The organism is Methylobacterium sp. A49B (genome assembly GCF_053346215.1).
Map to the genome: position 1 here is coordinate 1 of NZ_JBKFBO010000001.1, position 24217 is coordinate 24217.

Below are 24217 nucleotides of genomic sequence, written 5' to 3' on the forward strand. Positions count from 1 at the left end.
CGGGGCCGGGCCTCCGCCCTGCGGGTGCAGCCCTGGTCGCCGCTCGCCCGCATGGCCGGCCGGCGCCCGGTCGTGCGCTCGCACGTGGCGACGCTCCAGCCGGTCCCCGATATCGCCGCGGGCCTGTCCCCGGCGGCCAAGTCCCCGGCGGCCAAGTCCCCGGCGGCCAAGTCCCCGGCGGCCAAGTCCCCGGCGGCCAAGTCCCCGGCGGCAGAATCCCCGGCGGCCGGACGCCCGGCCCGGGGTGCCGCGGATCCGGCGGCACTCCTCGACCGCAAGGCGCCGAGCCGCGTCCCGAGTCCCGACCGGATGGTCGTAGAATCCGCGCTCCTGCCGGCCATCGCCACCGGCCTGCCGGTTCTCGACCTGCGCCTGCCCGCCCCGCTCTGCACCGGCGACGAGGTGCGGATCCAGGCCTATGCCAACCGGATCAGCGCCAGCGTCGGCCTGAAGCCCGGCGACAATCTCGACCTGTTCGGGCCGGACGGCACGCCGCGTCCCAATCTCGCGCCGGTGATGCTGGCGATGTCGGCGGTGGAACTCGGCACGCTCCGGGCCGGCCCGGACCTCGTCGCCGGGGCGATCGCTCGGCTCAGGCCGCCCACGCCGGCGGCCAACAGCGCGTCGCCCTAAGAGCAAGCCTTGCGGTTCGACCCGAGTCGCGCCACCTCTGCCGCGCCACCCGTGCCCCACCCATCCCCCTCACGACGAGCCCGCCCGTGCCCCTGACCGACCTTGCCGCGCGCGCCGGCTCGGCCGTCAAAGCCTTCGCCGAAGCCTCCCACGACCTCCTGATCCAGCCGACCCTCCGGCTCGGGGTCACCGGGCTCGCGCGCTCGGGCAAGACCGTGTTCACCACGGCGCTGATCCACCATCTCGTGGAGACCCACGCGCTGCCGGCCTTCGCGCCCGCGCAGGAGGGCCGCCTGCGCCGCGCCAAGCTGGTGCCGCAGCCCGACGACGACGTGCCGCGCTTCCCCTTCGAGGAGCATTTCGCGACGTTGACCGAGGCGCGGCGCTGGCCGCGCTCCACAGACCGGATCAGCCAGTTCCGCCTGGAGATCGCCTACGAGCGCGCCGCCGGCTGGCGCACCGGCCCCGCAACCCTGATGCTGGACGTGGTCGATTACCCGGGCGAATGGCTCCTCGACCTCGCGCTGATCGAGACCAGCTACACGGCCTGGTCCCGGGCCACGATCGGCGGCACCCGTCGCCCGGGCCGCGCCGCGGTCGCGGCGCCGTGGCTGGAGGCGCTCAAGGGCTTCGATCCCAACGGCCCCCTCGACGAGATCGCGGCCGAGCGGGCCAGCGAGGCGTTCAAGGCCTATCTCGCCGGGCTGCGCGCCGGTCCGGAATCGGTCGCCACGACGCCCCCGGGCCGGTTCCTGATGCCCGGCGATCTCGCGGGCTCTCCCGCGCTCACCTTCGCGCCGCTCGACCGCCTGACCGAGACGATCGCGCCCGACAGCCTCGCCGGGCTGATGGAGCGCCGGTTCGAGGCCTACAAGAGCAAGGTGGTCACGCCGTTCTTCCGCGACCATTTCCAGCGGGTCGACCGGCAGATCGTGCTGGTGGACGTGCTCTCGGCGGTGGATGCCGGGCCGACCGCCCTGGCGGAGCTGGAGGAGGCGCTGGACGCGGTGCTGCTGAGCCTCAACATCGGCCGCAACACGGTCCTGTCCCGGCTGTTCGCCCCGCGGGCCGACCGGGTCCTGTTCGCCGCCACCAAGGCCGACCACCTCCACCAGACGAGCCACGACCGGCTCGACGCGCTGCTGCGGCTGCTCGTGTCTCGGGCGATGCGGCGGACCGAGGCCGCGGGCGCCCGGGTCGGCACCGTCGCGCTGGCCTCCGTGCGCGCCACCCGGGAGACCACCGTCCACGACGGCGCGGAGACGCTGCGGGCGGTGGCCGGCACCCCGGAGGCCGGCGAGGTGGTCGGCGACGCGGTGTTCGACGGGAACAGCGAGGCCGCGATCTTCCCGGGCGAATTGCCGGCCCGCGCCGAGGCGGTGCTGGAGGGCGCGGTCGAGCCGGGCTCGCTGCGCTTCCCGCGCTTCCGCCCCCCCCTGGTGCGGCCCGACGGGCTCGGCCGCCCCGGACACCTGCCGCAGATCCGGCTGGACCGGGCGATGCAGTTCCTGATCGGCGACAGGCTGGCCTGACGATGTTGGCGCGTCCATGGAGCACCCAGCCATGACTTCCGGCCAGAAACCCCGCGCCTTCCGGATCACGCCCGAGCCCGCCGCGGAGCCGAGCGTGACCACGACACCGCTCAGCCCCCGGCCGCCGCAGGCGCGGATCGTGGAGGAGCCCTTCGAGATCGTCGACGCCGCCGACGGCGTCGCCGTGCCGGTGGCGCCGCGGCGGCGCTCGCCCTGGGGGGCGCTGTTCCTGTCGGCGGTCGGCGCCCTGGTCTCGCTGGGCATCGGCCTCTCGGTCGAGCGGATGATCGCCGACCTGTTCCAGGCCGCGCCCTGGCTCGGCTGGGTGGCGCTGGCCCTGCTCGGCCTCGCCGCCCTCGCGCTGACGGCGATGGTGGTGCGGGAACTCGCTGGCCTCCGGCGTGAGCGGAAGATCGAGCGCCTGCGCCAATCGGCGATCGACGCCCTCGCGACCCGCGACCACACCGGCGCGCAGGCGGTGGTGCAGGCGCTCTCGACCTTCTACGCCGACCGCGACGCCCTGTCGGCGGGCCGCGCCCGGATCGACGCCGCCGCCGACGCGATCCTCGACGTGGACGACCGGATCGGGCTGGCCGAGCACGAGCTGCTGGCCGGGCTCGACCGGCAGGCGCGCAACGCCATCGCGACGGCGGCCAAGCAGGTCTCGGCCGTGACGGCGCTCAGCCCGCGGGCGATCGTCGATGTGGCCTTCGTGGTGTTCGCGGCCGTGCGGCTGCTGCGCCGGATCGCCGCGATCTACGGCGGCCGGCCGGGCTTCCTGGGCTTCCTGCGGCTGGCGCGGGCGGCGCTCGCGCATCTCACCGTCACCGGCGGGATGGCGGTGGGCGAGAGCGTGATGCAGCAGGTGCTGGGCCTGGGGATCGCAGCCCGGGTCTCGGCGAAGCTGGGGGAGGGCGTGCTCAACGGGCTGATGACCGCCCGGTTCGGGCTGGCGGCGCTCAACGTCTGCCGGCCGCTGCCCTTCGTGCGGGAGGCCCCGCCGCGGCTCGCCGACGTCGCCGGCGAGCTGCTGCGCTCGGCCGAGGCCGAGCCGAAATAGGGAGGCGGGCTACTTGGCGCCCGCGGCGCGGCGGTTGGCGATGCGGGAGAACATGTTGCCGGTGTAGTCGGCGGTCTTGGGCTTCTCGGGCTCGCCGAGCTTGGCCTCGAAGGCCTCGATCCGCTTGAGCAGCGTCACGTCGTTGAACAGCGAGCTGTTGAAGTTGCTCTGGGCCCGGGGGCCGAGGGCGGTCTGCACCGCTTCGAGTCGTTCCAGAAGCTCTTTGCGCGTCACGGTGCTCTCCAGAGGCGGCTTCGGGACGAAGGACCGCCCGTGCCGCCACTGAAGAGGCCGGTGGTAAACAGCGCGTTAATGCGGCAACCGCCTCAGGGATCGGAGCCGGGCCATTGGCGGGCTCCGTGCAGTACGGCCAGGACTTCGATCGCATCACCGACGATGCGGTAGGCCGCGATATCGGGTGTTCCCGGGATGACCAACTCGCGGGTGCCGGGGATCCCTCCGGGCCGGCCACGATGAGGATGAAGGCGCAGGCCTTCGACTCCATCGGCGATTCTGGCGATCACCCGGTTGGCGGCCTGCGGGTCCCGTAAACCGATGAAGGCGCGTGCGTGATGGAGATGCCGCAGCGCGCGGCGCGTATAGCGCAGCCTCACCGTGGTCTGAAGGCTTCCGCCACCTCGTCAGCGCTGGCAAAATCCCCAGCTTCAGCGTCCTTCAAGCCGGCCTCGATCTCGGCGCGATGCCGGGCATCCAGATCGAGGAAGGCATCCACGGCGTCATTGAGCAGGTCGGCCGGGTGCAGGCTCCGCGATTCGGCCAGTTCGACCAGCGCCGCGCGACCCCGTGGATCGAGCAGCGAGAGGGCGGACAGATCGCGATCCAGACGCGCCATGACGACAGTCTTTGCCAAGCCGAGGAACTCTGCACCTCGCGTTCACCCAGCCTACAACCCCTTCAGGAACCCTGCCAGCCGCATCAGCCCCTCCGGCCAGGGCCCGTGCCCGCTCGCCGCGTTGATGTGGCCGGATTCGCCCGCATCGACCGTCAGGGCGCCCCAGGCATGGGCGAAGTCGTCGGCCCGCTCGTAGCGGCAATGCGGATCGGTGCGGCTGGCGACCAGCAGCGACGGAAAGGGCAGGGGATCGCGCGGCATCGGCGCGAAGGCGCGCACCGCCTCGGGCAGGTCCGGCGCCTCCTCGACATCCGGCAGGGCGACCAGCAGGGCGCCGCGCACGGTGCGGGCGGGGAAGCGCGGCACCGCCTCGACGCAGGCCACCACGCCGAGGCTGTGGGCGATCAGGATGACCGGGCGGGTCGCCGCCGCGACCGCATCGGCGATCCGTCCGCACCACGCCTCGGGCGTCGGCGCGTGCCACTGGTCCTGCTCCACGATGCGCGCCGTCGCGAGGCGGCTCGCCCAGCGCGCCTGCCAATGGTCCTCCTCGGAGCCCCCGAGCCCCGGGACGATCAGGATGTCGCAATCGGCGGTCTTCATGCCGGGATGCCTAGCCCCGTCCGGCCGCAGCGTCGAGATCGGCCGGTCACTCGGCGGCGATCGGGCCGGCCCGCTCCAGCGCCAGGATGTGGCGGGCGATCTGCGTGGAGGCGAAGTTCTTCGCCTTCGCCTCGATCTCGAAATCCGCCCAGGCGAGGTGGCGGGCGACGAGGTCGTTCACGGCCCGGTTCCACATCATGTCGGAATGGGCCGCGAGGTCCCGGACTGAATGGCCAGCGGCGCGCAGGGCCGGGAAGTCGGGCAGGGCGTCCGGATCGCAATCGGCCGAGACCGCCTCGCGCGAGACGCTGATATGGGCCACCGGGCGCACCCCGCGCCAGGATTCCTGCACCTGAGCGATCCGGGGATCGCCCGGCTCGAGGTACTCGCCGCCGCTCTGGACCCAGTGGTGATGGAGATCGAGCACCACCGGCACCACGTCGGCGAGACGCAGGACGGCCTCGACACCGAAGACGTTCTCGTCGTTCTCCACCGTGACGAGGTCGCGCGCCACCCGGCTCGCCCGGGGCAGGGTGGCGCGGAATCCCTCGACGCCGGGGTCGCCGGCGCCGACATGGATGTTGATATGCGCGCCGTGCGGATGCCAGCCGCCGCCGTAGCCCATCCGGTCAAAAATCTCGGCGTGGTAGTCGAGTTCCGAGAGCCCGTTCTCGATCGCCGCCGGGTTTCGACTCGCCAGCAGGCAGAACGGTCCCGGGTGGAAGCTCAGGCGCACGCCGAGCCGGCGCGCCAGGGCGCCCGCCTCCGCGAGGCCGCGCTCCACCAGTGCCGCCATCTCAGGCTCGGCGTAGATCGCCTGCGCGATCGGGTGCGTGTAGCCGGGCAGGACGTTGCTCGCCATGCGCAGCAGGCGCTCGATCGGCGGCCGGGCGCCGACCCAGGCGATCTGCCGGGCCAGCGCGTCGAGGTTGTGGGCCACGAGGCCGGCGAGCTTCGCCCGCCGCGCGGCGGGCTCCTGCTTGCCGAGATAGGCCATCGTCACGCTGGTCAGGTTCATGTGCAGCGTCGCGTCCCGCTCCGCCTTGAGCGTGGCGTGCGTGCCGGGGGGCTCGACCAGGACGAACTTGCAGCAGAATCCGAGGCGGGGCTGTTCGCGCATACGAGGCACAACGCGCGGAGGCGCCGGGCGTCCCCGCGGAACCGGCGGAACGGCCGCGGCACGACGACGTTGGGAGTTCCGAGCGCGGCAGTTCCGCGCACTGGCCCCGACCCATGCCTCCGTCACCGTCGCGTTCGACCGGACAGTCCGAGACCGGCTCGGTCCTGTGGATCCTGATGCTCGGGTCGGCGCTGGTGGCGCTCGCCGCGGCGCCGGCGCGGCGCAACCCGCCTGAGACCAGGGCCGCAGACGAGCCGATCAATCCCGAGGGCGCCCACGACGGCACCCACGACGGCACCCGCGACAATCGGGAGCGGCCGAAGGGCGTGGCGCCCGGGGCGCGCTCGATCTCGGGCCGCGCCGCGCAGCTCACCGCGGCGACGCAGCCGGAGCGCGGCCGCGCCGCCGACAGCCCCGCCGAGATGACGCAATCCGGCTGGAAGGACATCGCGGTCCGGGTCTATCTGGAGTTCAACAAGGACCGGGTGCTGGCGGTCGCCGCAGGCGTGACCTTCTACACCCTGCTGTCGCTGTTCCCGGCGATCGCCGCGCTGGTGAGCTGCTACGGCCTGTTCGCCGACGTCACCGTCATCAACGACCACCTCGCGCAGCTGCACGCCGTGTTGCCCTCGGGGGCGGTCGAACTGATCGGCGATCAGGTGAAGCGCATCGCGTCCCGGGGCACGGGCTCGCTGAGCGTGACCTTCTTCACCAGCCTGCTGCTGTCGATCTGGAGCGCCAACGCCGCCATGAAGGCGATGTTCGACGCGCTGAACGTCGTCTACGAGGAGGATGAGAAGCGCAACTTCTTCTGGCTGAATCTCCGCTCCCTGACCTTCACGGTGGGCGCCCTTCTGTTCATCATCATCGCGCTCAACGCCATCGTGGTGGTGCCGGTGGTCCTGAACTTCCTGGGCCTCGGCTCGACCGCGTGGCTGCTCGCCGCCCTGCGCTGGCCGGCGATCCTCATCGTGCTGCTGGGGGGCCTCTCGGTGCTCTACCGGTTCGGCCCGAGCCGCGAGCATGCCCGCTGGCGCTGGGTCGGGGTCGGCAGCGTGGTCGCGGGCCTGCTCTGGCTCGCCGCGTCGCTGCTGTTCTCCTGGTACGTCGCCAATTTCGGCACCTACAACGAGACCTACGGCTCGCTCGGCGCGGTGATCGGCTTCATGACCTGGATCTGGATCTCCTCGACGATCGTCCTGCTCGGCGGCGAGATCAACGCCGAGCTGGAGCACCAGACCGGTCGCGACACCACGACGGGCGCGCCGCTTCCGATGGGTGCCCGCCGCGCGCGGATGGCCGACACCGTGGGGGCCGCGGCCTGACGCCAGCGGATCTCGTCACCGCCATCAGGACTGCCGAAGACGGCCCGGAATCCCTATATAGCGGTGCGAAAGGGAGACCGTCATGGCCGATACGCCGACAACCAGCCCCGAGGCCCGCAGTGACGCCGAGTGGCGCGCGACCCTGACGCCGGAGCAGTACCGGGTGCTGCGCGAGCACGGCACCGAGCGGGCCGGTACCAGCTGTCTCCTCGCCGAGAAGCGCCCCGGCACCTTCACCTGCGCGGGCTGCGGGCAGCCGCTGTTCGAGCAGGGCACCAAGTTCGAGTCCGGCACGGGCTGGCCGAGCTTCTTCGAGCCGATGGATGGCGCCGTCGAGACGACGGTGGACCGCAGCCACTGGATGGTGCGCACCGAGGTGCACTGCGCCCGCTGCAAGGGTCACCTCGGCCACGTCTTCGACGACGGCCCTGCCCCGACCGGCCTGCGGTACTGCATGAACGGGGCCGCCATGACCTTCGAGCCGGCCGCGTGAGCCGGCCGCGTGCGACGGCGCCGTGCGCCGGCGATGTGAGGCGGCCCTCGGCTTAATCTGGGTTGCAAAACCGGTGTCCGAAGCTGGGATAGCGGGGACAGATTCCACCAGCGGCGGATGATCGGGCGAGTTCGGTCTTGATTTCGTCGCTTTTTTGCTTAGCGCTGTATGCTCTCATGTTGTCGCCGTCCGGTTATGGCTGGCAGATGCGGTCAGGTTCGCGTGAATACGGCTTCGCGGCTCAGCTTATACGCTGTATTCATCGCCTCAACTTGACCCGCTCCGTCCCGGCCGGAACACCTGAGGGCTGTCCGCCGGATCGGCGCGCCGCCGACCAAGCGGGAGGGTTTTGAGTCTATGAGCACCGTTCGCCGATTTCTGGTCGCCCCGTCCCTGGTTCGTCTGATCCGCAAGGAGCGCGGGGGCGCCCGCATCACCGAGGGACACTTCGCGCCTCAGGGCGGCCGCGCCTCCTACGTGCGCGTCGACGGCCAGAACTGCCAGCTGGTGCTCGTGAACAAGGGGGCGGACGGCGCCCCGGTCGAAGAGCGCACGGACGTCCCGCGCGCCCACGGCGACGCGCTGCTGGATGTCTGCCCCGGCAAGGCCGCCTACGACCGCACCACGCTGAATGCTGGCGGCCGCGAGATCGCCCTCGACCGGTACGTCACGCCGGGCAGCCTGGACCTGATCACCATCACCTTCGACAATGACGGCGATGCGGCGGGCTTCCACGCGCCGAGCTGGTTCGGCCGCGAGGTCAGCGGCGAGCCGGCCTACGAGCGGCAGGCGCTCGCCATCCAGGGCGTTCCGGCCGCCGAGGAAGTGGCCCTGAGCAACGCCGCCCTGGATGCGGTGCTCGATCTCATCGAGCCGCGCTTCGGCTTCGGCCGCTACGGCAGCTCCGCGCGGACGCAGGATTCCGATGACGGCGCCCTGCGCCGCGCCGTGACGCCGCCCGCCGCCCCCGCCCCCGCCGCAGCTCCGCCCCCGGCCGCCGTCCCGGTGCCGCCGCCCGCGCCGGAGCCCGTCGAGACGCCGGTCGCCGCGCAGGCCGAGCCCGCACCCGAGCCCCATCACGAGCCGGAGCCGGCTCCCGCGCCCGAGCCCGTCCACCACGTTGAGCCGGTCCATCACGCGGAGCCCGTCCATCACGCGGAGCCGGAGGCTCCGACCGCCCAGGCCTCCAACGCCGAGACCCTGCACGGCGACGCCCGCATCGACGACGTGATCGAGAGCCTGTCCCAGGCGCTGGGCGCGGCGATCCATCAGCAGCCGGATCCCGGCGCTGAGAACAAGGACGCGAAGGGCGAGGAGGCCGGCTCTGTGTTTGAGCGCTGGACCGTGCGTCCGCGCCGGACCCAGCAGCAGAGCTGAGCCGGCGCGACTTCGCGCCGGACCGATCTTCCGAGGGCCGCAGGGCGAGACGCCCTGCGGCCCTTCTGCTGTCCGGATCGAGGCGTGCCGGACCGCCGGCCGACGTTGTCCGGGCCGGCGCGAGGCGCGTCGGGGCGGCGGCGAAGCCCTCGATCGGACGTGGCATCCGGTCGCCGCGAACGGCTCTCGCACGACCGCAGGTCGCCCGGCCTCACCCGGCGCGAGCCGGATCTGACGCATCGCGCCGGTCCCCCGTAATCGTCGGACGACAGACGCCTTTTCGGCGAGGATCGATCGGTTTTTGTCACGGCAGGTTCGGCGCAGATCACCGGGCAGCCGTTGAGGCGCGGGGCGATAGTCGCTAGCGTGCCGGCACATCGGGAGGGTGCGCGGCAGTCGCACGGGACAGATATGGCACAGGCAACCCACGCGCCGAGTCCGGCCGCAGCAGCGCCGCGCGAGCCCTGGTACAAGGTTCTCTACATCCAGGTCCTGATCGCCATCGCACTCGGCGTTCTGCTCGGCTGGTACGACCCGGCCACCGGCAAGTCGATGAAGTGGCTCGGCGACGCCTTCATCGGCCTGATTAAGATGATGATCGCGCCGATCATCTTCTGCACCATCGTGCACGGCATCGCGTCGATCGGCGATCTCAAGAAGGTCGGCCGCGTCGGCTTGAAGGCGCTCATCTACTTCGAGGTGGTGTCCACGGTGGCGCTGCTGATCGGCGTCCTCGTCGGCGAGGTGATCCGGCCCGGTGCCGGCTTCAACGCCGACCCGTCGAAGCTCGACGCCAGCAAGGTCGCGAGCTACGCCAGCAAGGCGGCGGCCGACTCCACCGTCGCCCACATCCTGGCGATCATCCCCAAGAGCTTCCTCGATCCCTTCGCCACCGGCGACCTGCTGCAGGTGCTGCTGATCTCGATCCTCACCGGCGTCGTGGTGACGAGCCTGGGCGAGCGGGCGGCCGGCGTGAACCACGCGATCGACACCGCCGGCCAGATTTTCTTCCGGATCATCGGCATCGTGGTGAAGCTCGCCCCCGTCGGCGCCTTCGGCGCCATGGCGTTCACCATCGGCGAGTACGGCATCCAGAAGGTCTACGACCTCGCGTGGCTGGTCGGCACCTTCTACGTTACCGCCATCCTGTTCGTGCTGGTGGTGCTCGGGACGATCGCCCGGGTGGCGGGCTTCTCGATCCTGCGCTTCCTCGCCTACATCAAGGACGAGTTGCTGATCGTGGTCGGCACGTCATCCTCGGAGACGGTGCTGCCGCAGCTCATGACCAAGATGCGCCGGCTCGGCGCCTCGGACTCGGTGGTCGGCCTCGTGGTCCCGACGGGCTACTCGTTCAACCTCGACGGCACCAACATCTACATGACGCTGGCCACCCTGTTCCTGGCGCAGGCCGTGGGCGCGGACCTGTCGATCAGCCAGTACGCGACCATCATCCTGGTGGCGATGCTGACCTCGAAGGGCGCCTCGGGCGTGACCGGCGCGGGCTTCATCACCCTGGCGGCGACGCTTTCGGCGATCCCCAACAGCCCGGTCCCGGTGGCCGCCATGACGCTGGTGCTCGGCATCGACAAGTTCATGTCCGAGTGCCGCGCGCTCACCAACCTCGTCGGCAACGGCGTCGCCTGCGTGGTGGTCAGCCGCTGGGAGGGCGAGCTCGACGTGGCCAAGCTCAACGAGGTGATGGCCCATCCGGTCTCGATCGGCACCCACATCACCGACGAGACGCCGCAGCCGATGGGAACGGACGGCAAGGTCGCCGCCGCCGAGTGATGGGCTCACCCCGGGGCCGGGCGCGGCTCGGCATCGATCTCGGCGGCACCAAGATCGCCGGGATCGTGCTGGACCGTGACGGCACGACCCTGGCCGAGGCCCGGGTCGCCGCCCCGCGCGGCGATTACCACGCCACCATCGAGGCGGTGACCGCACTGGCCCTCCAGCTCGAGGCCGAGGCCGGCACCCCCTGCACCGTGGGCATCGGCATGCCGGGCAGCCTGTCCCCGGCGACCGGCCTCGTGCGCAACGCCAATTCCCACTGGCTCAACGGCCTGCCGTTCGGGGCCGACCTCGCCCGGCGGCTCGGCCGGCCGCTGCGGATCGAGAACGATGCCAACTGCTTGGCGGTCTCGGAGGCGGTCGACGGGGCTGGCACCGGCGCGCGCGTGGTCTGGGCGGTGATCCTGGGCACCGGCGTCGGGTCCGGCATCGCTCTGGACGGGCGGGCACTCACGGGCCGCAACGGCATCGCCGGCGAGTGGGGTCACGGTCCCCTGCCGGAGCCCCGCGACGACGAGCGCCCGGGTCCCGCCTGCTATTGCGGCCGGCGGGGCTGCGTCGAGACGTGGCTGTCGGGCCCAGGCCTCGCGGCGGATCACGCCCGGCGGCACGGCGGCACCCACACCGCCGAAGCCGTCGTGGCCGCCGCCCGAACGGGGAACCCGGAGGCGCAGGCGACGCTCGCGGCCCATCTCGACCGGCTGGGACGCGCGGCCGCACAGGTGGTCAATCTCCTCGATCCGGACGTGATCGTGATCGGCGGCGGCCTGTCGCGAATCCCCGAGCTGATCGCCGGCCTGCCGGCGGCGATCGCCCCCCATGTCTTCTCCGACGCCTTCGACACGCCGGTGCGGGCGAGCCTGCACGGGGATGCGTCGGGCGTACGCGGCGCGGCGTGGCTCTGGGAGGCGGAGACGGCCTGAACCTCCGCCTCACGGAGACGTCTCTTGCCGGCCGGCGGGGGGCAGGGCAGGACGACGGCGTCCCAGCCCCGATGCCCCGATGATCGTCCGCACCCGGCCCAACCTGCTGACCCTGCTGTTCACCCTGCACGGCTCGATCCTGCCGCGGGTGGCGCCGAAGCTCGCCGGGATCGTGGCGGTGTCCTGCGCGGTGGTGTGGGCGGAGGCGCGCTGGCCCGAAGCGTTCCCGGTCTCGGCCGGGGTCACGCCCTTCACGGTGGTCGGCCTCGCCCTGTCGATCTTCCTGAGCTTCCGCAACAACGCCTGCTACGAGCGCTGGTGGGAGGCCCGGAAGGCGTGGGGCAGCCTGATCGGCGAGGTGCGCAACCTCGCCCGCGCGTTGCCGGCGCTGCTGTCGCAGACGGAGGCCGCCCCGCAGCTTCACCGGCTCTCGGCCTTCGCGCACGGCCTCCATGCACGCCTGCGCGGCCTCGACGAGGCCGCGATGATCGATGGGAAAATGTCCGGAGCGGACCGGTCCGGTCCGAGCCCGACGGACGCGGTCCTGGCCGCAATGACCCGCGATCTCGCCGCTCTGGTGCGGGCGGGCCGCCTCACGGACATCCAGTTCGGGATCCTGGAGGCGCGGATCGAGGCCCTGTCGGGGGTGCATACCGCCTGCGAGCGCATCGCCAGCACGCCGTTGCCCTTCGCCTACACGCTGCTGGTCTACCGCACGGCCTGGCTCTACTGCCTGCTCCTGCCGGTGGGGCTGACGGGCTCCCTGGGCTGGGGGACGCCGATCGTGGTGGCGCTCGTCGGCTACACGTTCTTCGGCCTCGACGCCCTCGGCGACGAGCTGGAGGAGCCCTTCGGCACGGAGCCGAACGACCTGCCCCTCGACGCCATGGTCCGCACCATCGACCGGATCGTCCACCACGCCCTCGGCGAGCCGATGCCGGAGCCGCTGGCGCCGGACGGGTACTGGCTGCGGTAGGGGCTCCGGGCCTTAGGCTCTGACGCACGCGCAGAGCCGGCATCCCCGCCCGCAAAACCGGCTCAGCCGTTCCAGGCGCGCAGCACGGGCTCGCTGCGGTCGTGCTCGTAGCCGAGGACCGAGACGCTCGCGGTCCCGAGGACGAGCCGCGCGCCGTCCTCCGGCGGCAGGCCGATCCAGCGCGCGGCGAGCACCCGCAGGAAATGCGCGCTGGAGAACACGAGGAGGTTCGCGGCGCGGTCTCGCGCCCGCGCGATGACCCGGTCCGCCCGGATCCCGACATCGGCCGCCGTCTCGCCGCTCGGGCAGCCATCGCGAAACAGCCGCCAGCCGGGACGCTCGGCCAGGATGTCCCGGGTGGTCCGACCCTCGTAGGCACCGTAATCCCACTCGGCGAGATCCGGGTCGATCGTGCGGACGTCGCCGAACCCCGCCAGCGCGCAGGTGGCGGCCGCCCGGCTCGACGGGCTGGACCACACCGCCGCGTCGCGCCGGGCTGCCAGCCGCGGGGCGAGGGCACGCGCCGCCGCCTCGCCGGCCGGCGTCAGGGGGATGTCGCTGCGGCCGGTGTGCCGGCCCGACAGGCTCCAGGCGGTCTCGCCGTGGCGGACGAGGGTGATCTGCGGGAAGGGGCTCTCGGACATGCGCGCCTCCTGGGACCCGGCATCAACGCGGCCGGCGGGCTCCGGCTTCCCCGCCTCGCGGGGTTGGCTCAAGATCACCCTTGCGCCCGGATCGAAACGCACATAAACATATCTTTATGTCTATCGAACGCAGGCAAGAGACGGGCTCGATCCCGTTCCCGGAGGCGCTCGGCGTCCTGCGCGCGGCCGCCGAGGAGACGCGCCTGCGCATCCTGGCGCTGCTGGTGGAGGGCGAGCTGTCGGTCTCCGACCTGACCGATATTCTCGGCCAGTCGCAGCCGCGGATCTCGCGCCATCTCAAGCTGCTTGTCGAGGCCGGGCTCGTGGAGCGCCACCGCGAGGGGGCCTGGGCGTTCTTCCGCCTGTCCGAGAGCCGCGCCGGCTTGGCCGACCCGCTGCTGTCAGGGCTCGACCGGACCGCGCCGCCGCTGTCGGAGGACCGTGCCCGGCTCGACGCGGTCCGGGCACAGCGGGCCGAGACGGCGCAGACCTTCTTCGCCCGCCTCGCGCCCAAATGGGACGAGTTGCGCTCCCTGCACGTCTGCGAGACAATCGTCGAGGCGGCGGTGCTCGACGCGCTGGGCGACCGCCCCATCGGCAGCCTGATCGATCTCGGCACCGGTACGGGGCGGATGCTGGGCCTGCTGGCGCCGCGCGCCGGCCGCGCCACCGGCCTTGATTCGAGCCACGCCATGCTGTCCGTTGCCCGGGCGAACCTGGAACGGCAGGGCCTGGCTCGGGTCGACCTCCGGCAGGGGGACATCCACGCGCCGCCTTTCGCCCGGGCGAGCTTCGATCTCGTGGTGGTCCATCAGGTGCTGCACTACCTCGACGACCCGGCCCGGGCGCTCCGCGGTGCCGCGCGCCTCGTGGCGCCGGGCGGCCGCCTCCTGGTGGTGGATTTCGCGCCCCACGAGTTGGAGTTCCTCCGCACCGGCCAGGCCCACCGCCGGCTCGGCTTCTCGGCCGATCAGGTCTCCGGCTGGCTCGCAGAGGCCGGACTCGCCACGGTCGCGACCCGCGAGCTGACGCCCCGCGAGTCGGGCCAGCTCACCGTAACCCTCTGGCTGGCCCAGGACGGGGTGGCCGAGACCGACACAGAACAGCCTCAGCGCGCCGTCGCCTGAGGCGAAGATCCATCGTCTGAACCGATCGACCTAGAGGACGAGACCCCGATGCGCCGTTCCACCCACCGCGCCAGTCGCGACGGCTACCACCCGATCCGCGTCTCGATCGAGTTCTTCCCGCCGAAGACCGACGAGATGGAGAAGATCCTCTGGAACTCCATCGAGCGCCTCGCGCCGCTGCAGCCGAGCTTCGTGTCGGTGACCTACGGGGCCGGCGGCTCGACCCGCGAGCGCACGCACAACACGGTGGCCCGGATGGTCCGCGAGACCGGCTTGAAGCCGGCCGCCCATCTCACCTGCGTGGACGCCTCGCGCGACGAGATCGACGCGGTGGTGCAGTCTTACTGGGACGCGGGCGTGCGCCACATCGTGGCGCTCCGCGGTGACCCGGCCGAGGGCGTCGGCCACGCCTACCGGCCGCATCCGGAGGGCTACGCCTCGACCGCCGAGCTGGTGCAGGGGATCAAGCGGATCGGCGACTTCAAGGTCTCGGTCTCGGCCTATCCCGAGAAGCACCCCGAGGCCTCCTCACTGGAGGCCGACATCGACGCCCTGAAGGCCAAGGTCGATGCCGGCGCCGATCAGGCGATCACCCAGTTCTTTTTCGAGAACGAGATCTACCTGCGCTACCTGGAGAAGGTCCGGGCCGCCGGGATCACGATCCCGATCATCCCGGGCATCCTGCCGGTGCAGAACTTCAAGCAGGCGGCGAACTTCGCCCGCCGCACCGGCGCCTCTGTGCCCTACTGGCTGGCTGCCCGGTTCGAGGGGCTGGAGGACGACGTCGAGACCCGCCGCCTCGTCGCCGGCGCGGTGGCGGCCGAGCAGGTCCTCGACCTCGTGGACGAGGGCGTCAACGACTTCCACTTCTACTCGATGAACCGCTCGGATCTCGTCTACGCGATCTGCCACCTGCTCGGCCTGCGCGCGCAGGCGCCGAAGCTGGCGGCCGCGAAGGCGGCTTGAATGAAGACTGTCTCGTAAGCACGCCGCTCCGTCATCGCGAGCGCAGCGAAGCGACCCAGGGCAGCGCGACATCGGTTAGCGTGGCGCAGCTGGATTGCTTCGCTCGGCTCGCAAAGACGGATTGTGTCTGAGCCAAAGGCCCGGGCACGCACGAGACCGAACATCCCACCCTCCACCTCATCCTGAGGTGCCGCGCGAGCGGCCTCGAAGGAGGGCTTCAGGGATCGCCACGACATCTGGAGCCCTCCTTCGAGGCCTCCGCTTCGCTCCGGCACCTCAGGATGAGGTGATCTGACAGGACGCATGATGACTGCTTTTGCCCCCGTCGACGGCACCGAGATCGCCCAGGCCCTGCGCCAGCGCGCGGCGGAAAAGATCCTCGTCCTCGACGGGGCGATGGGCACGGTGATCCAGCGGCTGAAATACTCGGAAGAGGATTTCCGCGGCGACCGGTTCAAGGACCACGGCCACGATCAGAAGGGCAACAACGACCTGCTGATCCTGACCCAGCCCGACGCGATCCGGCAGATCCACCTCGACTACTTCCTGGCCGGCGCCGACGTCTGCGAGACCAACACCTTCTCGGGTACGACCATCGCCCAGGCCGATTACGGCATGGAATCGATCATCCACGAGTTGAACGCCGAGGGTGCCCGGCTCGCCCGCGAGGCGGCCAAGCTCGCCGCGGCGAAGGACGGCCGCCGCCGCTTCGTGGCCGGCGCCATTGGCCCGACGAACCGCACCCTGTCGATCTCGCCGGACGTGAACAACCCGGGCTTCCGGGCGGTGACCTTCGACCAAGTGAAGCAGGCCTATGTCGAGCAGGTCCGCGGCCTGATCGACGGCGGCGCCGAGCTGATCCTGATCGAGACCATCTTCGACACGCTGAACGCCAAGGCCGCGGTGGCGGCGGCGTGGCAGGTCTTCGACGAGACCGGCATTCGCCTGCCGATCCAGATCTCCGGCACGATCACGGACCTCTCGGGCCGCACCCTGTCGGGCCAGACCCCGGCGGCCTTCTGGCACTCCCTGCGCCATTCCGAGCCGCTGACCTTCGGCCTCAACTGCGCACTGGGCGCCCGCGAGATGCGCGGCCACATCGCCGAGCTGTCGCGGATCTGCGACACGCTGGTCTGCGCCTACCCGAATGCCGGTCTGCCCAACGAGTTCGGCCTCTACGACGAGAGCCCGGAGGCAATGGGCAAGCTGGTCGGTGAGTTCGCCGAATCCGGCCTCGTCAACATGGTCGGCGGCTGCTGCGGCACCACCCCGGACCACATCCGGGCCATCGCGGAGGCGGTCGCCGGCAAGGCGCCGCGGCCGATCCCCGAGCTGCCGCGCCTGATGCGGCTGTCGGGCCTCGAACCCTTCGTGCTCACGCAGGAAATCCCCTTCGTGAACGTCGGCGAGCGCACGAACGTCACCGGCTCGGCCAAGTTCCGCAAGCTCATCACCAACGGCGACTACGCGGCGGCGCTGGACGTCGCCCGCGATCAGGTCGCGGCCGGCGCCCAGGTGATCGACGTGAACATGGACGAGGGCCTGCTCGACTCGCAGAAGGCGATGGTCGAGTTCCTGAACCTCGTCGCCGCCGAGCCCGACATCGCCCGGGTGCCCGTGATGGTCGATTCCTCGAAGTTCGAGGTGATCGAGGCCGGGCTGAAGTGCATCCAGGGCAAGCCGATCGTGAACTCGATCTCCATGAAGGAGGGCGAGGAGAAGTTCATCGAGGCCGCCAAGGTCTGCCGCTCCTACGGCGCCGCCGTGGTGGTGATGGCCTTCGACGAGCAGGGGCAGGCGGACAGCTACGAGCGCAAGGTCGAGATCTGCACCAAGGCCTACCGGATCCTGACCGAGCAGGTCGGCTTCCCGCCCGAGGACATCATCTTCGATCCGAACATCTTTGCCGTTGCCACGGGTATCGAGGAACACAACCCGTACGGCGTGGCCTTCATCGAGGCGACCCGGACGATCCGCGAGACCCTGCCGCACGCCCACATCTCGGGCGGCGTCTCGAACCTGTCCTTCGCGTTCCGCGGCAACGAGCCGGTGCGCGAGGCGATGCACGCCGTGTTCCTGTTCCACTGCATCAAGGCCGGCATGGACATGGGCATCGTCAATGCCGGCCAGCTCGCCGTCTACGACGAGATCCCGGCCGAGCTGCGCGAGTTGTGCGAGGACGTCGTCCTCAACCGCCGCGACGATTCCACCGAGCGCTTGCTGGAAGCCGCCGAGCGGTTCAAGTCCGGCGCCTCGGCGCAGGCCAAGGCCGCCGACCTGTCCTGGCGCGAGGCGCCGGTGGAGAAGCGCATCGAGCACGCGCTGGTCAACGGCATCACCGAGTACATCGTGTCCGACACCGAGGAGGCGCGGGCTGCCGCCGAGCGTCCGCTCCACGTCATCGAGGGCCCGTTGATGGCCGGCATGAACGTGGTCGGCGACCTGTTCGGCTCCGGCAAGATGTTCCTGCCGCAGGTGGTGAAGTCCGCCCGCGTGATGAAGCAGGCGGTCGCCTATCTCGAGCCGTTCATGGAGGAGGAGAAGCGCGCCAACGGCGGCGACGGCAAACGCCAGGCCGCCGGCAAGGTGCTGATGGCGACGGTGAAGGGCGACGTCCACGATATCGGCAAGAACATCGTCGGCGTCGTGCTGGCCTGCAACAACTACGAGATCATCGATCTCGGCGTGATGGTGCCGGCCGCCAAGATCCTGGAGACCGCCAAGCGCGAGCAGGTCGACATCGTCGGCCTGTCGGGCCTGATCACGCCGTCGCTGGACGAGATGGTCCATGTCGCGGGCGAGATGGAGCGCGAGGGCTTCGACGTGCCGCTGCTGATCGGCGGTGCCACCACCAGCCGCGTCCACACGGCGGTGAAGATCCACCCGGCCTACGCCAAGGGGCAGGCGGTCTACGTCACCGACGCGAGCCGCGCGGTCGGCGTGGTGTCGAGCCTGATCTCGAAGGAGACCCGCGGGCCCACGATCGAGAAGGTCCGGGCCGAGTACGCCAAGGTCGCCGACGCCCACAGGCGCTCGGAGGCCGACAAGCAGCGGCTGCCGCTCGCCAAGGCGCGGACCAACGCCTTCAAGATCGACTGGTCGGGCTACAAGCCGGCCAAGCCGACCTTCACCGGCACCCGGGTCTACGGCTCCTACCAGGTCGCCGACCTCGTGCCCTACATCGACTGGACGCCGTTCCTGCAGACCTACGAGTTCAAGGGCCGCTTCCCGGCGCTCCTGGACGACCCCGAGCAGGGCCCGGCCGCCCGCGCCCTCTACGAGGACGCGCAGGCGATGCTGAAGCAGATCGTGGAGGAGCGCTGGTTCAACCCGAAGGCGGTGATCGGCTTCTGGCCGGCCAACAGCGTCGGCGACGACATCGCGCTCTACACCGGCGAGAGCCGGTCGGAGCGGCTCGCCACCTTCCACGGCCTGCGCCAGCAGCTCTCGAAGCGCGACGGCCGGTCGAACACCTGCCTGTCGGACTTCGTGGCGCCGTCCGAGACCGGGATCGCCGACTATGTCGGCGGCTTCGTGGTCACGGCCGGCCTGGAGGAGGTGCGGATCGCCGAGCGCTTCGAGCGGGCCAACGACGATTACCGGGCGATCCTCGTGAAGGCGCTCGCCGACCGCATCGCCGAGGCCTTCGCCGAGCGGATGCACGAGCGGGTGCGCAAGGAGTTCTGGGGCTACGCTTCCGACGAGGCCTACGGGCCCGAGGAACTCGTTCTGGAGAAGTACGACGGCATCCGCCCGGCCCCGGGCTACCCGGCCCAGCCCGACCACACCGAGAAGACCACGCTGTTCGACCTGCTCAAGGCGGAGAGTCGGATCGGCGTGAAGCTCACCGAGTCCTACGCGATGTGGCCGGGCTCGTCGGTCTCGGGGATCTACATCGCCCACCCGGAGGCGCATTATTTCGGCGTCGCCAAGGTGGAGCGGGATCAGGTCGAGGATTACGCCGCCCGCAAGGGGATGGATGTCCGCGAGGTCGAGCGCTGGCTCGGGCCGATCCTGAACTACGACCCGGCGCGGTACCTGCCGCAGGCGGCGGAGTAGGGTCGGGCACCGTCGTCATCGCGAGCGCAGCGAAGCGAGCCAGGGCAGCGCGACATCGGTCGGCGTGGCGCCCCTGGATTGCTTCGCTCCGCTCGCAAGGATTGCGGGGGTTCAGAACCGCCGATCCAACCTCAGCAGGTCGCAGCACCCCGCGTGTTCACGTACAGCGAATAGACCGAGTGTGAGGCCGTCATCAGCAGCAGGTTGCGGTTGAGTCCGCCAAAGCACAGGTTGGCGCAGCGCTCCGGCAGGCGGATCCGGCCGATCAGCTTGGCCTGCGGCGAGAGCACGATGACCCCGTCCTCGGCCTCGCTCATCCCCCAGCCGCACCAGAGGTTGCCGTCGACATCGACCCTAAAGCCGTCCGGCGTGCCGGTGCCGGCATCGTAGAAGACGCGGCCGTTCGCGGTCCTGGTGCCGTCCTCGACCACGTCGTAGACGCGGATCAGGCGGTTCGGCTTCGCCCGCGCCTCGATGACGTACAGCTTCGACTCATCGGGCGAGAAGCAGAGCCCGTTCGGCCCCGCCACGCCCTCGACCACCACGCTGGCCTGCCCCGTCCTGGGGTCGATCCGGTAGACGTTGCCGGGAAGCTCCGGCGCGGCCATCGCCTCGTGCGGGTTCGGCCCGAAGGCCGGGTCGGTGAACCAGACCGCGCCGTCGGAATGGCAGACCACGTCGTTGGGCGAGTTCAGCGGCTTGCCGTCGAACCGGTCCATCAGCGTGGTGATGCTGCCGTCATGCTCGGTCCGGGTGACGCTGCGGGTCCTGTGCTGGCAGGTGACCAGCCGGCCCTGCCGGTCGCGGGTGTTGCCGTTGGCGTAGTTCGACGGCTTGCGGAACACCGAGAGCGCGCCGGACGCCTCCTCCCACTTCATGATCCGGTCGTTGACGACGTCGCTGAACAGCAGCGCCCCCATGTCGCCGAACCAGACCGGCCCCTCGGCCCAGCGGAAGCCCGTGGCGACCCGCTCCACCGTCGCGGAGGCGAGGCGGTACTTGGCGAAGGCCGGGTCGAGGATCTCGACAGCCGGGTCCGGCACCCGCTGCGACGGCTCCCAGCCGGCCCTGGCCGCCCGCGCGGCGCCGAGCACGGCCGCTCCGGCGAGCAGGCCTCTGCGCGCGATCATCGTCATGGTACCTCCCTGTGGTGAGGGGTCGCCGCTCTCCGGCGGCTCACCCGATCAGTGGATCTCAGGTTCCGGGATGCCGCCCGCGCCTTCGAGGAAATCGAAGTCGCAGCCCTCATGGGCCTGCCGCACGTGCTGGGCGAACAGCCGGTTGTAGCCTCGCGGATAGGCCCGGTCCGGCGGCCGGCACGCCGCCACGCGCGCCGCGATCTCGGCGTCGTCCACGTGCAGGTGGATGCGCCGGCCGGGCACATCCACCGTGATGAGGTCGCCGTTGCGGACCGCCCCGAGCGGCCCCCCGGCCGCCGATTCCGGCGCGACGTGCAGGATGCAGGCGCCGTAGCTCGTGCCGCTCATCCGCGCGTCCGAGATGCGGACCATGTCGCGCACGCCCTGCCGCAGCAGGACCTTGGGGATCGGCAGCATGCCCCATTCCGGCATGCCGGGCCCGCCGATCGGGCCGGCATTGCGCAGGATCATCACGTGGTCGGGGGTGACGTCGAGGGCGAGGTCGTTCACCGCCGCGCTCATGGCGTCGTAATCGTCGAAGACCAGCGCCGGGCCGGTATGCTGGAGGAAGCGCGGGTCGGCCGCCGGCGGCTTGATCACGCAGCCGTCGGGGGCGAGGTTGCCGTACAGGATCGCGGTCCCGCCGGTCGACACGATCGGCTGGTCGAGGGGGCGGATCACGTCGTCGTTGTAGACGCGGCTTCCAGCGAGCCCGTCTCCGACCGTGCCGCCGGTGACCGAGCGGGCGTCCAGGTGGAGGAGGGGGGCAAGACGCGCCATCAGGGCGCGGATGCCGCCCGCGATGTGGAAATCCTCCATCAGCCACGCACCCGAAGGCCGGAGGTTCGCGATCACCGGCACCCGCTGGGCGACCTCGTCGAACTCGGTGAGCTTCACCGGGATGCCGGCGCGTCCCGCCATGGCGACGAGGTGGATCATCGCGTTGGTCGAGCCGGCGAGCGCGTTGTGGACCACCAGGGCGTTGTCGATGGAACGCCGGTCGAGGATGTCGGAGGGCTTCAGGTCCTCCCAGATCATCTCGACGATGCGCCGGCCGCAGGCGCCGGCCATGCGGGGATGGTCGGCATCCGCCGCCGGGATCGAGGCCGCACCCGGCAGGCTGAGCCCCATCGCCTCGGTGATCGCCGTCATGGTCGAGGCCGTGCCCATGGTCATGCAGGTGCCGGCCGAGCGGGCGATGCCCGCCTCCATGTCGTTCCACTCCTGCGTGGTGATGGTGCCGGCCTCCTTCTCGGCCCAGTACTTCCACACGTCCGAGCCCGAGCCGAGGATGGTCCCGCCGAAATGGCCGCGCATCATCGGGCCCGCCGGCAGGAAGATCATCGGCAGGTTCATGGAGATGCCGCCCATCACGGTGCCGGGCGTGGTCTTGTCGCAGCCGCCCATCAGTACCGCGCCGTCGACCGGATGCTGGCGCAGCAGCTCCTCCACCTCCATGGCGAGGAGGTTGCGGTAGAGCATCGTGGTCGGCTTCACGAAGTTTTCCGACAGCGACAGCGCCGGCAATTCGATCGGGAAGCCCCCCGCCTGCCAGACCCCGCGCTTCACGTGCTCGACGCGGGCCTTGAAGTGCTGGTGGCAGGGGTTGATGTCGCTCCAGGTGTTGATGATGCCGACCACCGGCTTGTCGGTGAAGTCGGCGCGCTCGTAGCCCATCTGGAGCATCCGCGAGCGGTGGCCGAAGCTGCGCAGATCGGTGGCGCCGAACCAGCGCTGGCTGCGCAGTGCGCCCAGCGTCTTCTTGCGCGCGGTCATCGCGATCGCTCCGGTCTCACGCGTTCCGGCGGTCAGGACGGACCGCAGCGGGTTCCGATCGTTTCGGGGAATCGTCCCGCACTCAGCGGCCGGTCCGCTTCCGCCACGCGGCGAAGTCGGCCAGGCTCTGGTCATCGGTGGCCGGGTAGAGGCCGAGGATCGAGCGGCCCTTGCGGACCTCCTCGGTGACGAAATCCTCGTAGGCGGTCATCTCGACGGCCTCATCGGCGACCGCGTCGGCGAGGTGGGCCGGGATCACCGCGACGCCGTCGCCGTCGCCCACGATGACGTCGCCGGGGAAGACCGGGGCGTCGCCGCAGCCGATGGGCACGTTGATGTCGATGGCCTGATGGATGGTGAGGTTCGTCGGCGCCGAGGGCCGCGCGTGGTAGCTCGGCATGTCGAGGGCGGCGATCTCGTCGGCATCGCGGAACCCGCCGTCGGTCACGAGCCCGGCGCAGCCGCGCACCATCAGGCGGGTCGCCAGGATCGAGCCCGCGGAGGCGGCGCGCGCGTCCTTGCGGCTGTCGATCACGAACACGGCGCCCGGCGGGCACTCCTCCACGGCCTTGCGCTGCGGGTGCGCCCGGTCGCGGAACACCGTGATGGGGTTCAGGTCCTCCCGGGCCGGCATGTAGCGCAGGGTGAAGGCCTCGCCGACCATGGTGGCGCCGCCCTTCCTGAGGGGCAGGACGCCCTGGATCATCTGGTTGCGGAAGCCGCGCTTGTAGAGCGCGGTCATCAGCGTCGCCGTGCTGACGGTCTTCAGCTTGGCGCGCGTCTCCGGGGACAGGCCGGGCATCCGCATCTCCTCCCGAACGTCGCGCCGATCGTCGCGCCGCCGCGGACCGGACCGTCGAGGGTCCGGGCCGGCAAGTCCGGCCCGGCAGGGCCGCGACTGCGCGCCGACTGATATCTCAGGGCTTGAATAACCCTCCGATCGGATCCAGTGTCAACTCCAGGACGTATGGCCCACGAAGCAACGGGACGCTCCGAGACCGACGAGGACTGTGTTGGCCGGCCCTAGATCTGTCGCGGCTGACGTGGACATCGGCACCCTGGTGCCGGGCCCGCGGCCGGCGCGCTCCCTGGCGGAGACCGCCTACGACGCCATCGAGCAGATGATCATCAGCAGGCGCCTGAAGCCGGGCGCGATGGTGTCGGAGGGCGAACTCGGCGAGGAACTGGCCCTGGGGCGCACCCCGGTCCGCGAGGCGCTGGCGCGCCTGAAGACGATTGGCTTCGTCGAGGTCCATCCGCGCCGGGGCGTGCTCGTCACGCAGGTCGACATCATCAAGCATCTCGAACTCCTCGAGGTCCGCCGGCCCCTCGACGAGACGGTGGCGCGCTGCGTCATCGCGCGCGGCTCCGCCGACGACATGGCGGCGCTGCAGCGCTGCATCGCCGCCCTGCTGGCCGCCGCTGACGGGCGGGACCGCGAGGCGTATTTCCGGATCAAGCGCGCGCTCCACGAGGCGCTCGTCGGGGCGGCCTACAACCCGACGCTGACCGGCACCATGGCGGCGCTCCACGCCCAATCCCGGCGGTTCTGGTACACCTACGAACCGACCGCGAGCTTCCTGGACTGCGCCCGAATCCACGCGCAGATCGTGGCCGCGATCGCGGCGCGGGATCCGGAACCGGCGCTGGCCGGGATCGGGACGCTGTTCGACTTTCTCGACCAGATGACACGCAAGGCCCTCGACCGGCGGCCCCTCGTCTGACAGGTTGACGGCCGAGGGCGCGCCCCTATCCTCGACTGGGATATCAGGTGCATCCCAGACGCGACCGGACGCGCGGCGCGCCGTCCCGCGATCGAG

21 protein-coding genes and 1 pseudogene are annotated in these 24217 nt (G+C 71.0%); 13 read left to right on the forward strand and 9 right to left on the reverse strand.

Going from position 1 to position 24217, the window contains the following annotated elements:
* The 3 genes and pseudogenes from ACLBX9_RS00005 to ACLBX9_RS00015 all read left to right on the forward strand — a co-directional run.
* Positions 1-633, forward strand: a pseudogene (locus ACLBX9_RS00005) (hypothetical protein); the annotation flags it as partial.
* Positions 634-719: 86 nt separating this feature from the next.
* Positions 720-2165 carry a YcjX family GTP-binding protein gene (locus tag ACLBX9_RS00010; RefSeq protein WP_010686110.1) on the forward strand — a complete coding sequence of 482 codons (1446 nt, stop codon included), beginning with the start codon at positions 720-722 and terminating at the stop codon, positions 2163-2165.
* 31 nt (positions 2166-2196) lie between these two features.
* On the forward strand, positions 2197-3225 hold the full coding sequence (locus ACLBX9_RS00015; RefSeq protein ID WP_447717470.1) for a YcjF family protein: 1029 nt from the start codon (positions 2197-2199) through the stop codon (positions 3223-3225).
* Positions 3226-3234: 9 nt separating this feature from the next.
* On the opposite strand, the gene ACLBX9_RS00020 is transcribed toward ACLBX9_RS00015, so the two are convergent.
* The 5 genes from ACLBX9_RS00020 to ACLBX9_RS00040 form a co-directional block, all read right to left on the reverse strand.
* Complete coding sequence (locus ACLBX9_RS00020; protein ID WP_010686108.1) at positions 3235-3459, reverse strand: hypothetical protein; 225 nt, start codon at positions 3457-3459, stop codon at positions 3235-3237.
* 92 nt (positions 3460-3551) lie between these two features.
* Entirely contained in the window at positions 3552-3839 is a 288-nt protein-coding gene (locus ACLBX9_RS00025; protein ID WP_447717471.1) for a type II toxin-antitoxin system RelE/ParE family toxin, read from the reverse strand.
* A complete protein-coding gene (locus ACLBX9_RS00030; protein ID WP_447717472.1) occupies positions 3836-4078 on the reverse strand; it encodes a CopG family ribbon-helix-helix protein in 243 nt (80 codons plus the stop codon). Before ACLBX9_RS00030 ends, ACLBX9_RS00025 begins: the two co-directional genes overlap by 4 nt.
* Before the next feature lie 51 nt (positions 4079-4129).
* Positions 4130-4681: an RBBP9/YdeN family alpha/beta hydrolase gene (locus ACLBX9_RS00035; protein ID WP_447717473.1), complete on the reverse strand. Its 552-nt coding sequence runs from the start codon at positions 4679-4681 to the stop codon at positions 4130-4132.
* A 46-nt stretch (positions 4682-4727) separates the two neighbouring features.
* Positions 4728-5801 carry a UV damage repair endonuclease gene (locus tag ACLBX9_RS00040; RefSeq protein ID WP_010686104.1) on the reverse strand — a complete coding sequence of 358 codons (1074 nt, stop codon included), beginning with the start codon at positions 5799-5801 and terminating at the stop codon, positions 4728-4730.
* Positions 5802-5914: 113 nt separating this feature from the next.
* Between ACLBX9_RS00040 and ACLBX9_RS00045 the strand changes: the two genes are divergently transcribed.
* From ACLBX9_RS00045 to ACLBX9_RS00070, 6 genes are all read left to right on the forward strand, one after another.
* On the forward strand, positions 5915-7126 hold the full coding sequence (locus ACLBX9_RS00045; RefSeq protein ID WP_447717474.1) for a YihY/virulence factor BrkB family protein: 1212 nt from the start codon (positions 5915-5917) through the stop codon (positions 7124-7126).
* An 82-nt stretch (positions 7127-7208) separates the two neighbouring features.
* Positions 7209-7619, forward strand: a complete 411-nt coding sequence (msrB, locus tag ACLBX9_RS00050) for a peptide-methionine (R)-S-oxide reductase MsrB (protein ID WP_010686102.1) — start codon at positions 7209-7211, stop codon at positions 7617-7619.
* A gap of 357 nt (positions 7620-7976) precedes the next feature.
* Positions 7977-8996 (forward strand): hypothetical protein, encoded by a 1020-nt coding sequence (locus ACLBX9_RS00055; protein ID WP_447717475.1) that lies wholly within the window; start codon positions 7977-7979, stop codon positions 8994-8996.
* 411 nt (positions 8997-9407) lie between these two features.
* Positions 9408-10784 (forward strand): dicarboxylate/amino acid:cation symporter, encoded by a 1377-nt coding sequence (locus ACLBX9_RS00060; RefSeq protein ID WP_010686100.1) that lies wholly within the window; start codon positions 9408-9410, stop codon positions 10782-10784.
* Entirely contained in the window at positions 10784-11710 is a 927-nt protein-coding gene (locus ACLBX9_RS00065; RefSeq protein ID WP_447717476.1) for an ROK family protein, read from the forward strand. Before ACLBX9_RS00060 ends, ACLBX9_RS00065 begins: the two co-directional genes overlap by 1 nt.
* A 79-nt stretch (positions 11711-11789) precedes the next feature.
* Positions 11790-12686 carry a bestrophin family protein gene (locus ACLBX9_RS00070; RefSeq protein ID WP_447717477.1) on the forward strand — a complete coding sequence of 299 codons (897 nt, stop codon included), beginning with the start codon at positions 11790-11792 and terminating at the stop codon, positions 12684-12686.
* Between the two features lie 62 nt (positions 12687-12748).
* On the opposite strand, the gene ACLBX9_RS00075 is transcribed toward ACLBX9_RS00070, so the two are convergent.
* A complete protein-coding gene (locus ACLBX9_RS00075) occupies positions 12749-13330 on the reverse strand; it encodes a histidine phosphatase family protein (protein WP_447717478.1) in 582 nt (193 codons plus the stop codon).
* A gap of 116 nt (positions 13331-13446) precedes the next feature.
* Between ACLBX9_RS00075 and ACLBX9_RS00080 the strand changes: the two genes are divergently transcribed.
* From ACLBX9_RS00080 to metH, 3 genes are all read left to right on the forward strand, one after another.
* Entirely contained in the window at positions 13447-14457 is a 1011-nt protein-coding gene (locus ACLBX9_RS00080; protein ID WP_010686096.1) for an ArsR/SmtB family transcription factor, read from the forward strand.
* A 48-nt stretch (positions 14458-14505) separates the two neighbouring features.
* A complete protein-coding gene (metF, locus tag ACLBX9_RS00085) occupies positions 14506-15423 on the forward strand; it encodes a methylenetetrahydrofolate reductase [NAD(P)H] (RefSeq protein ID WP_010686095.1) in 918 nt (305 codons plus the stop codon).
* 306 nt (positions 15424-15729) lie between these two features.
* Positions 15730-19482 carry a methionine synthase gene (gene metH, locus ACLBX9_RS00090; protein WP_447717492.1) on the forward strand — a complete coding sequence of 1251 codons (3753 nt, stop codon included), beginning with the start codon at positions 15730-15732 and terminating at the stop codon, positions 19480-19482.
* 131 nt (positions 19483-19613) lie between these two features.
* Here metH and ACLBX9_RS00095 read toward each other — a convergent pair whose 3' ends face one another.
* From ACLBX9_RS00095 to ACLBX9_RS00105, 3 genes are all read right to left on the reverse strand, one after another.
* Positions 19614-20612, reverse strand: coding sequence for an SMP-30/gluconolactonase/LRE family protein (locus tag ACLBX9_RS00095; protein WP_447717493.1), 999 nt, complete (start codon positions 20610-20612; stop codon positions 19614-19616).
* A 54-nt stretch (positions 20613-20666) separates the two neighbouring features.
* On the reverse strand, positions 20667-22397 hold the full coding sequence (gene araD, locus ACLBX9_RS00100) for an L-arabinonate dehydratase (RefSeq protein WP_447717479.1): 1731 nt from the start codon (positions 22395-22397) through the stop codon (positions 20667-20669).
* A gap of 82 nt (positions 22398-22479) precedes the next feature.
* Positions 22480-23199 (reverse strand): ribonuclease activity regulator RraA, encoded by a 720-nt coding sequence (locus ACLBX9_RS00105; protein WP_447717480.1) that lies wholly within the window; start codon positions 23197-23199, stop codon positions 22480-22482.
* Between the two features lie 241 nt (positions 23200-23440).
* Between ACLBX9_RS00105 and ACLBX9_RS00110 the strand changes: the two genes are divergently transcribed.
* Positions 23441-24121 carry a GntR family transcriptional regulator gene (locus tag ACLBX9_RS00110; RefSeq protein WP_447717481.1) on the forward strand — a complete coding sequence of 227 codons (681 nt, stop codon included), beginning with the start codon at positions 23441-23443 and terminating at the stop codon, positions 24119-24121.
* The last annotated feature ends 96 nt before the right edge of the window (positions 24122-24217 follow it).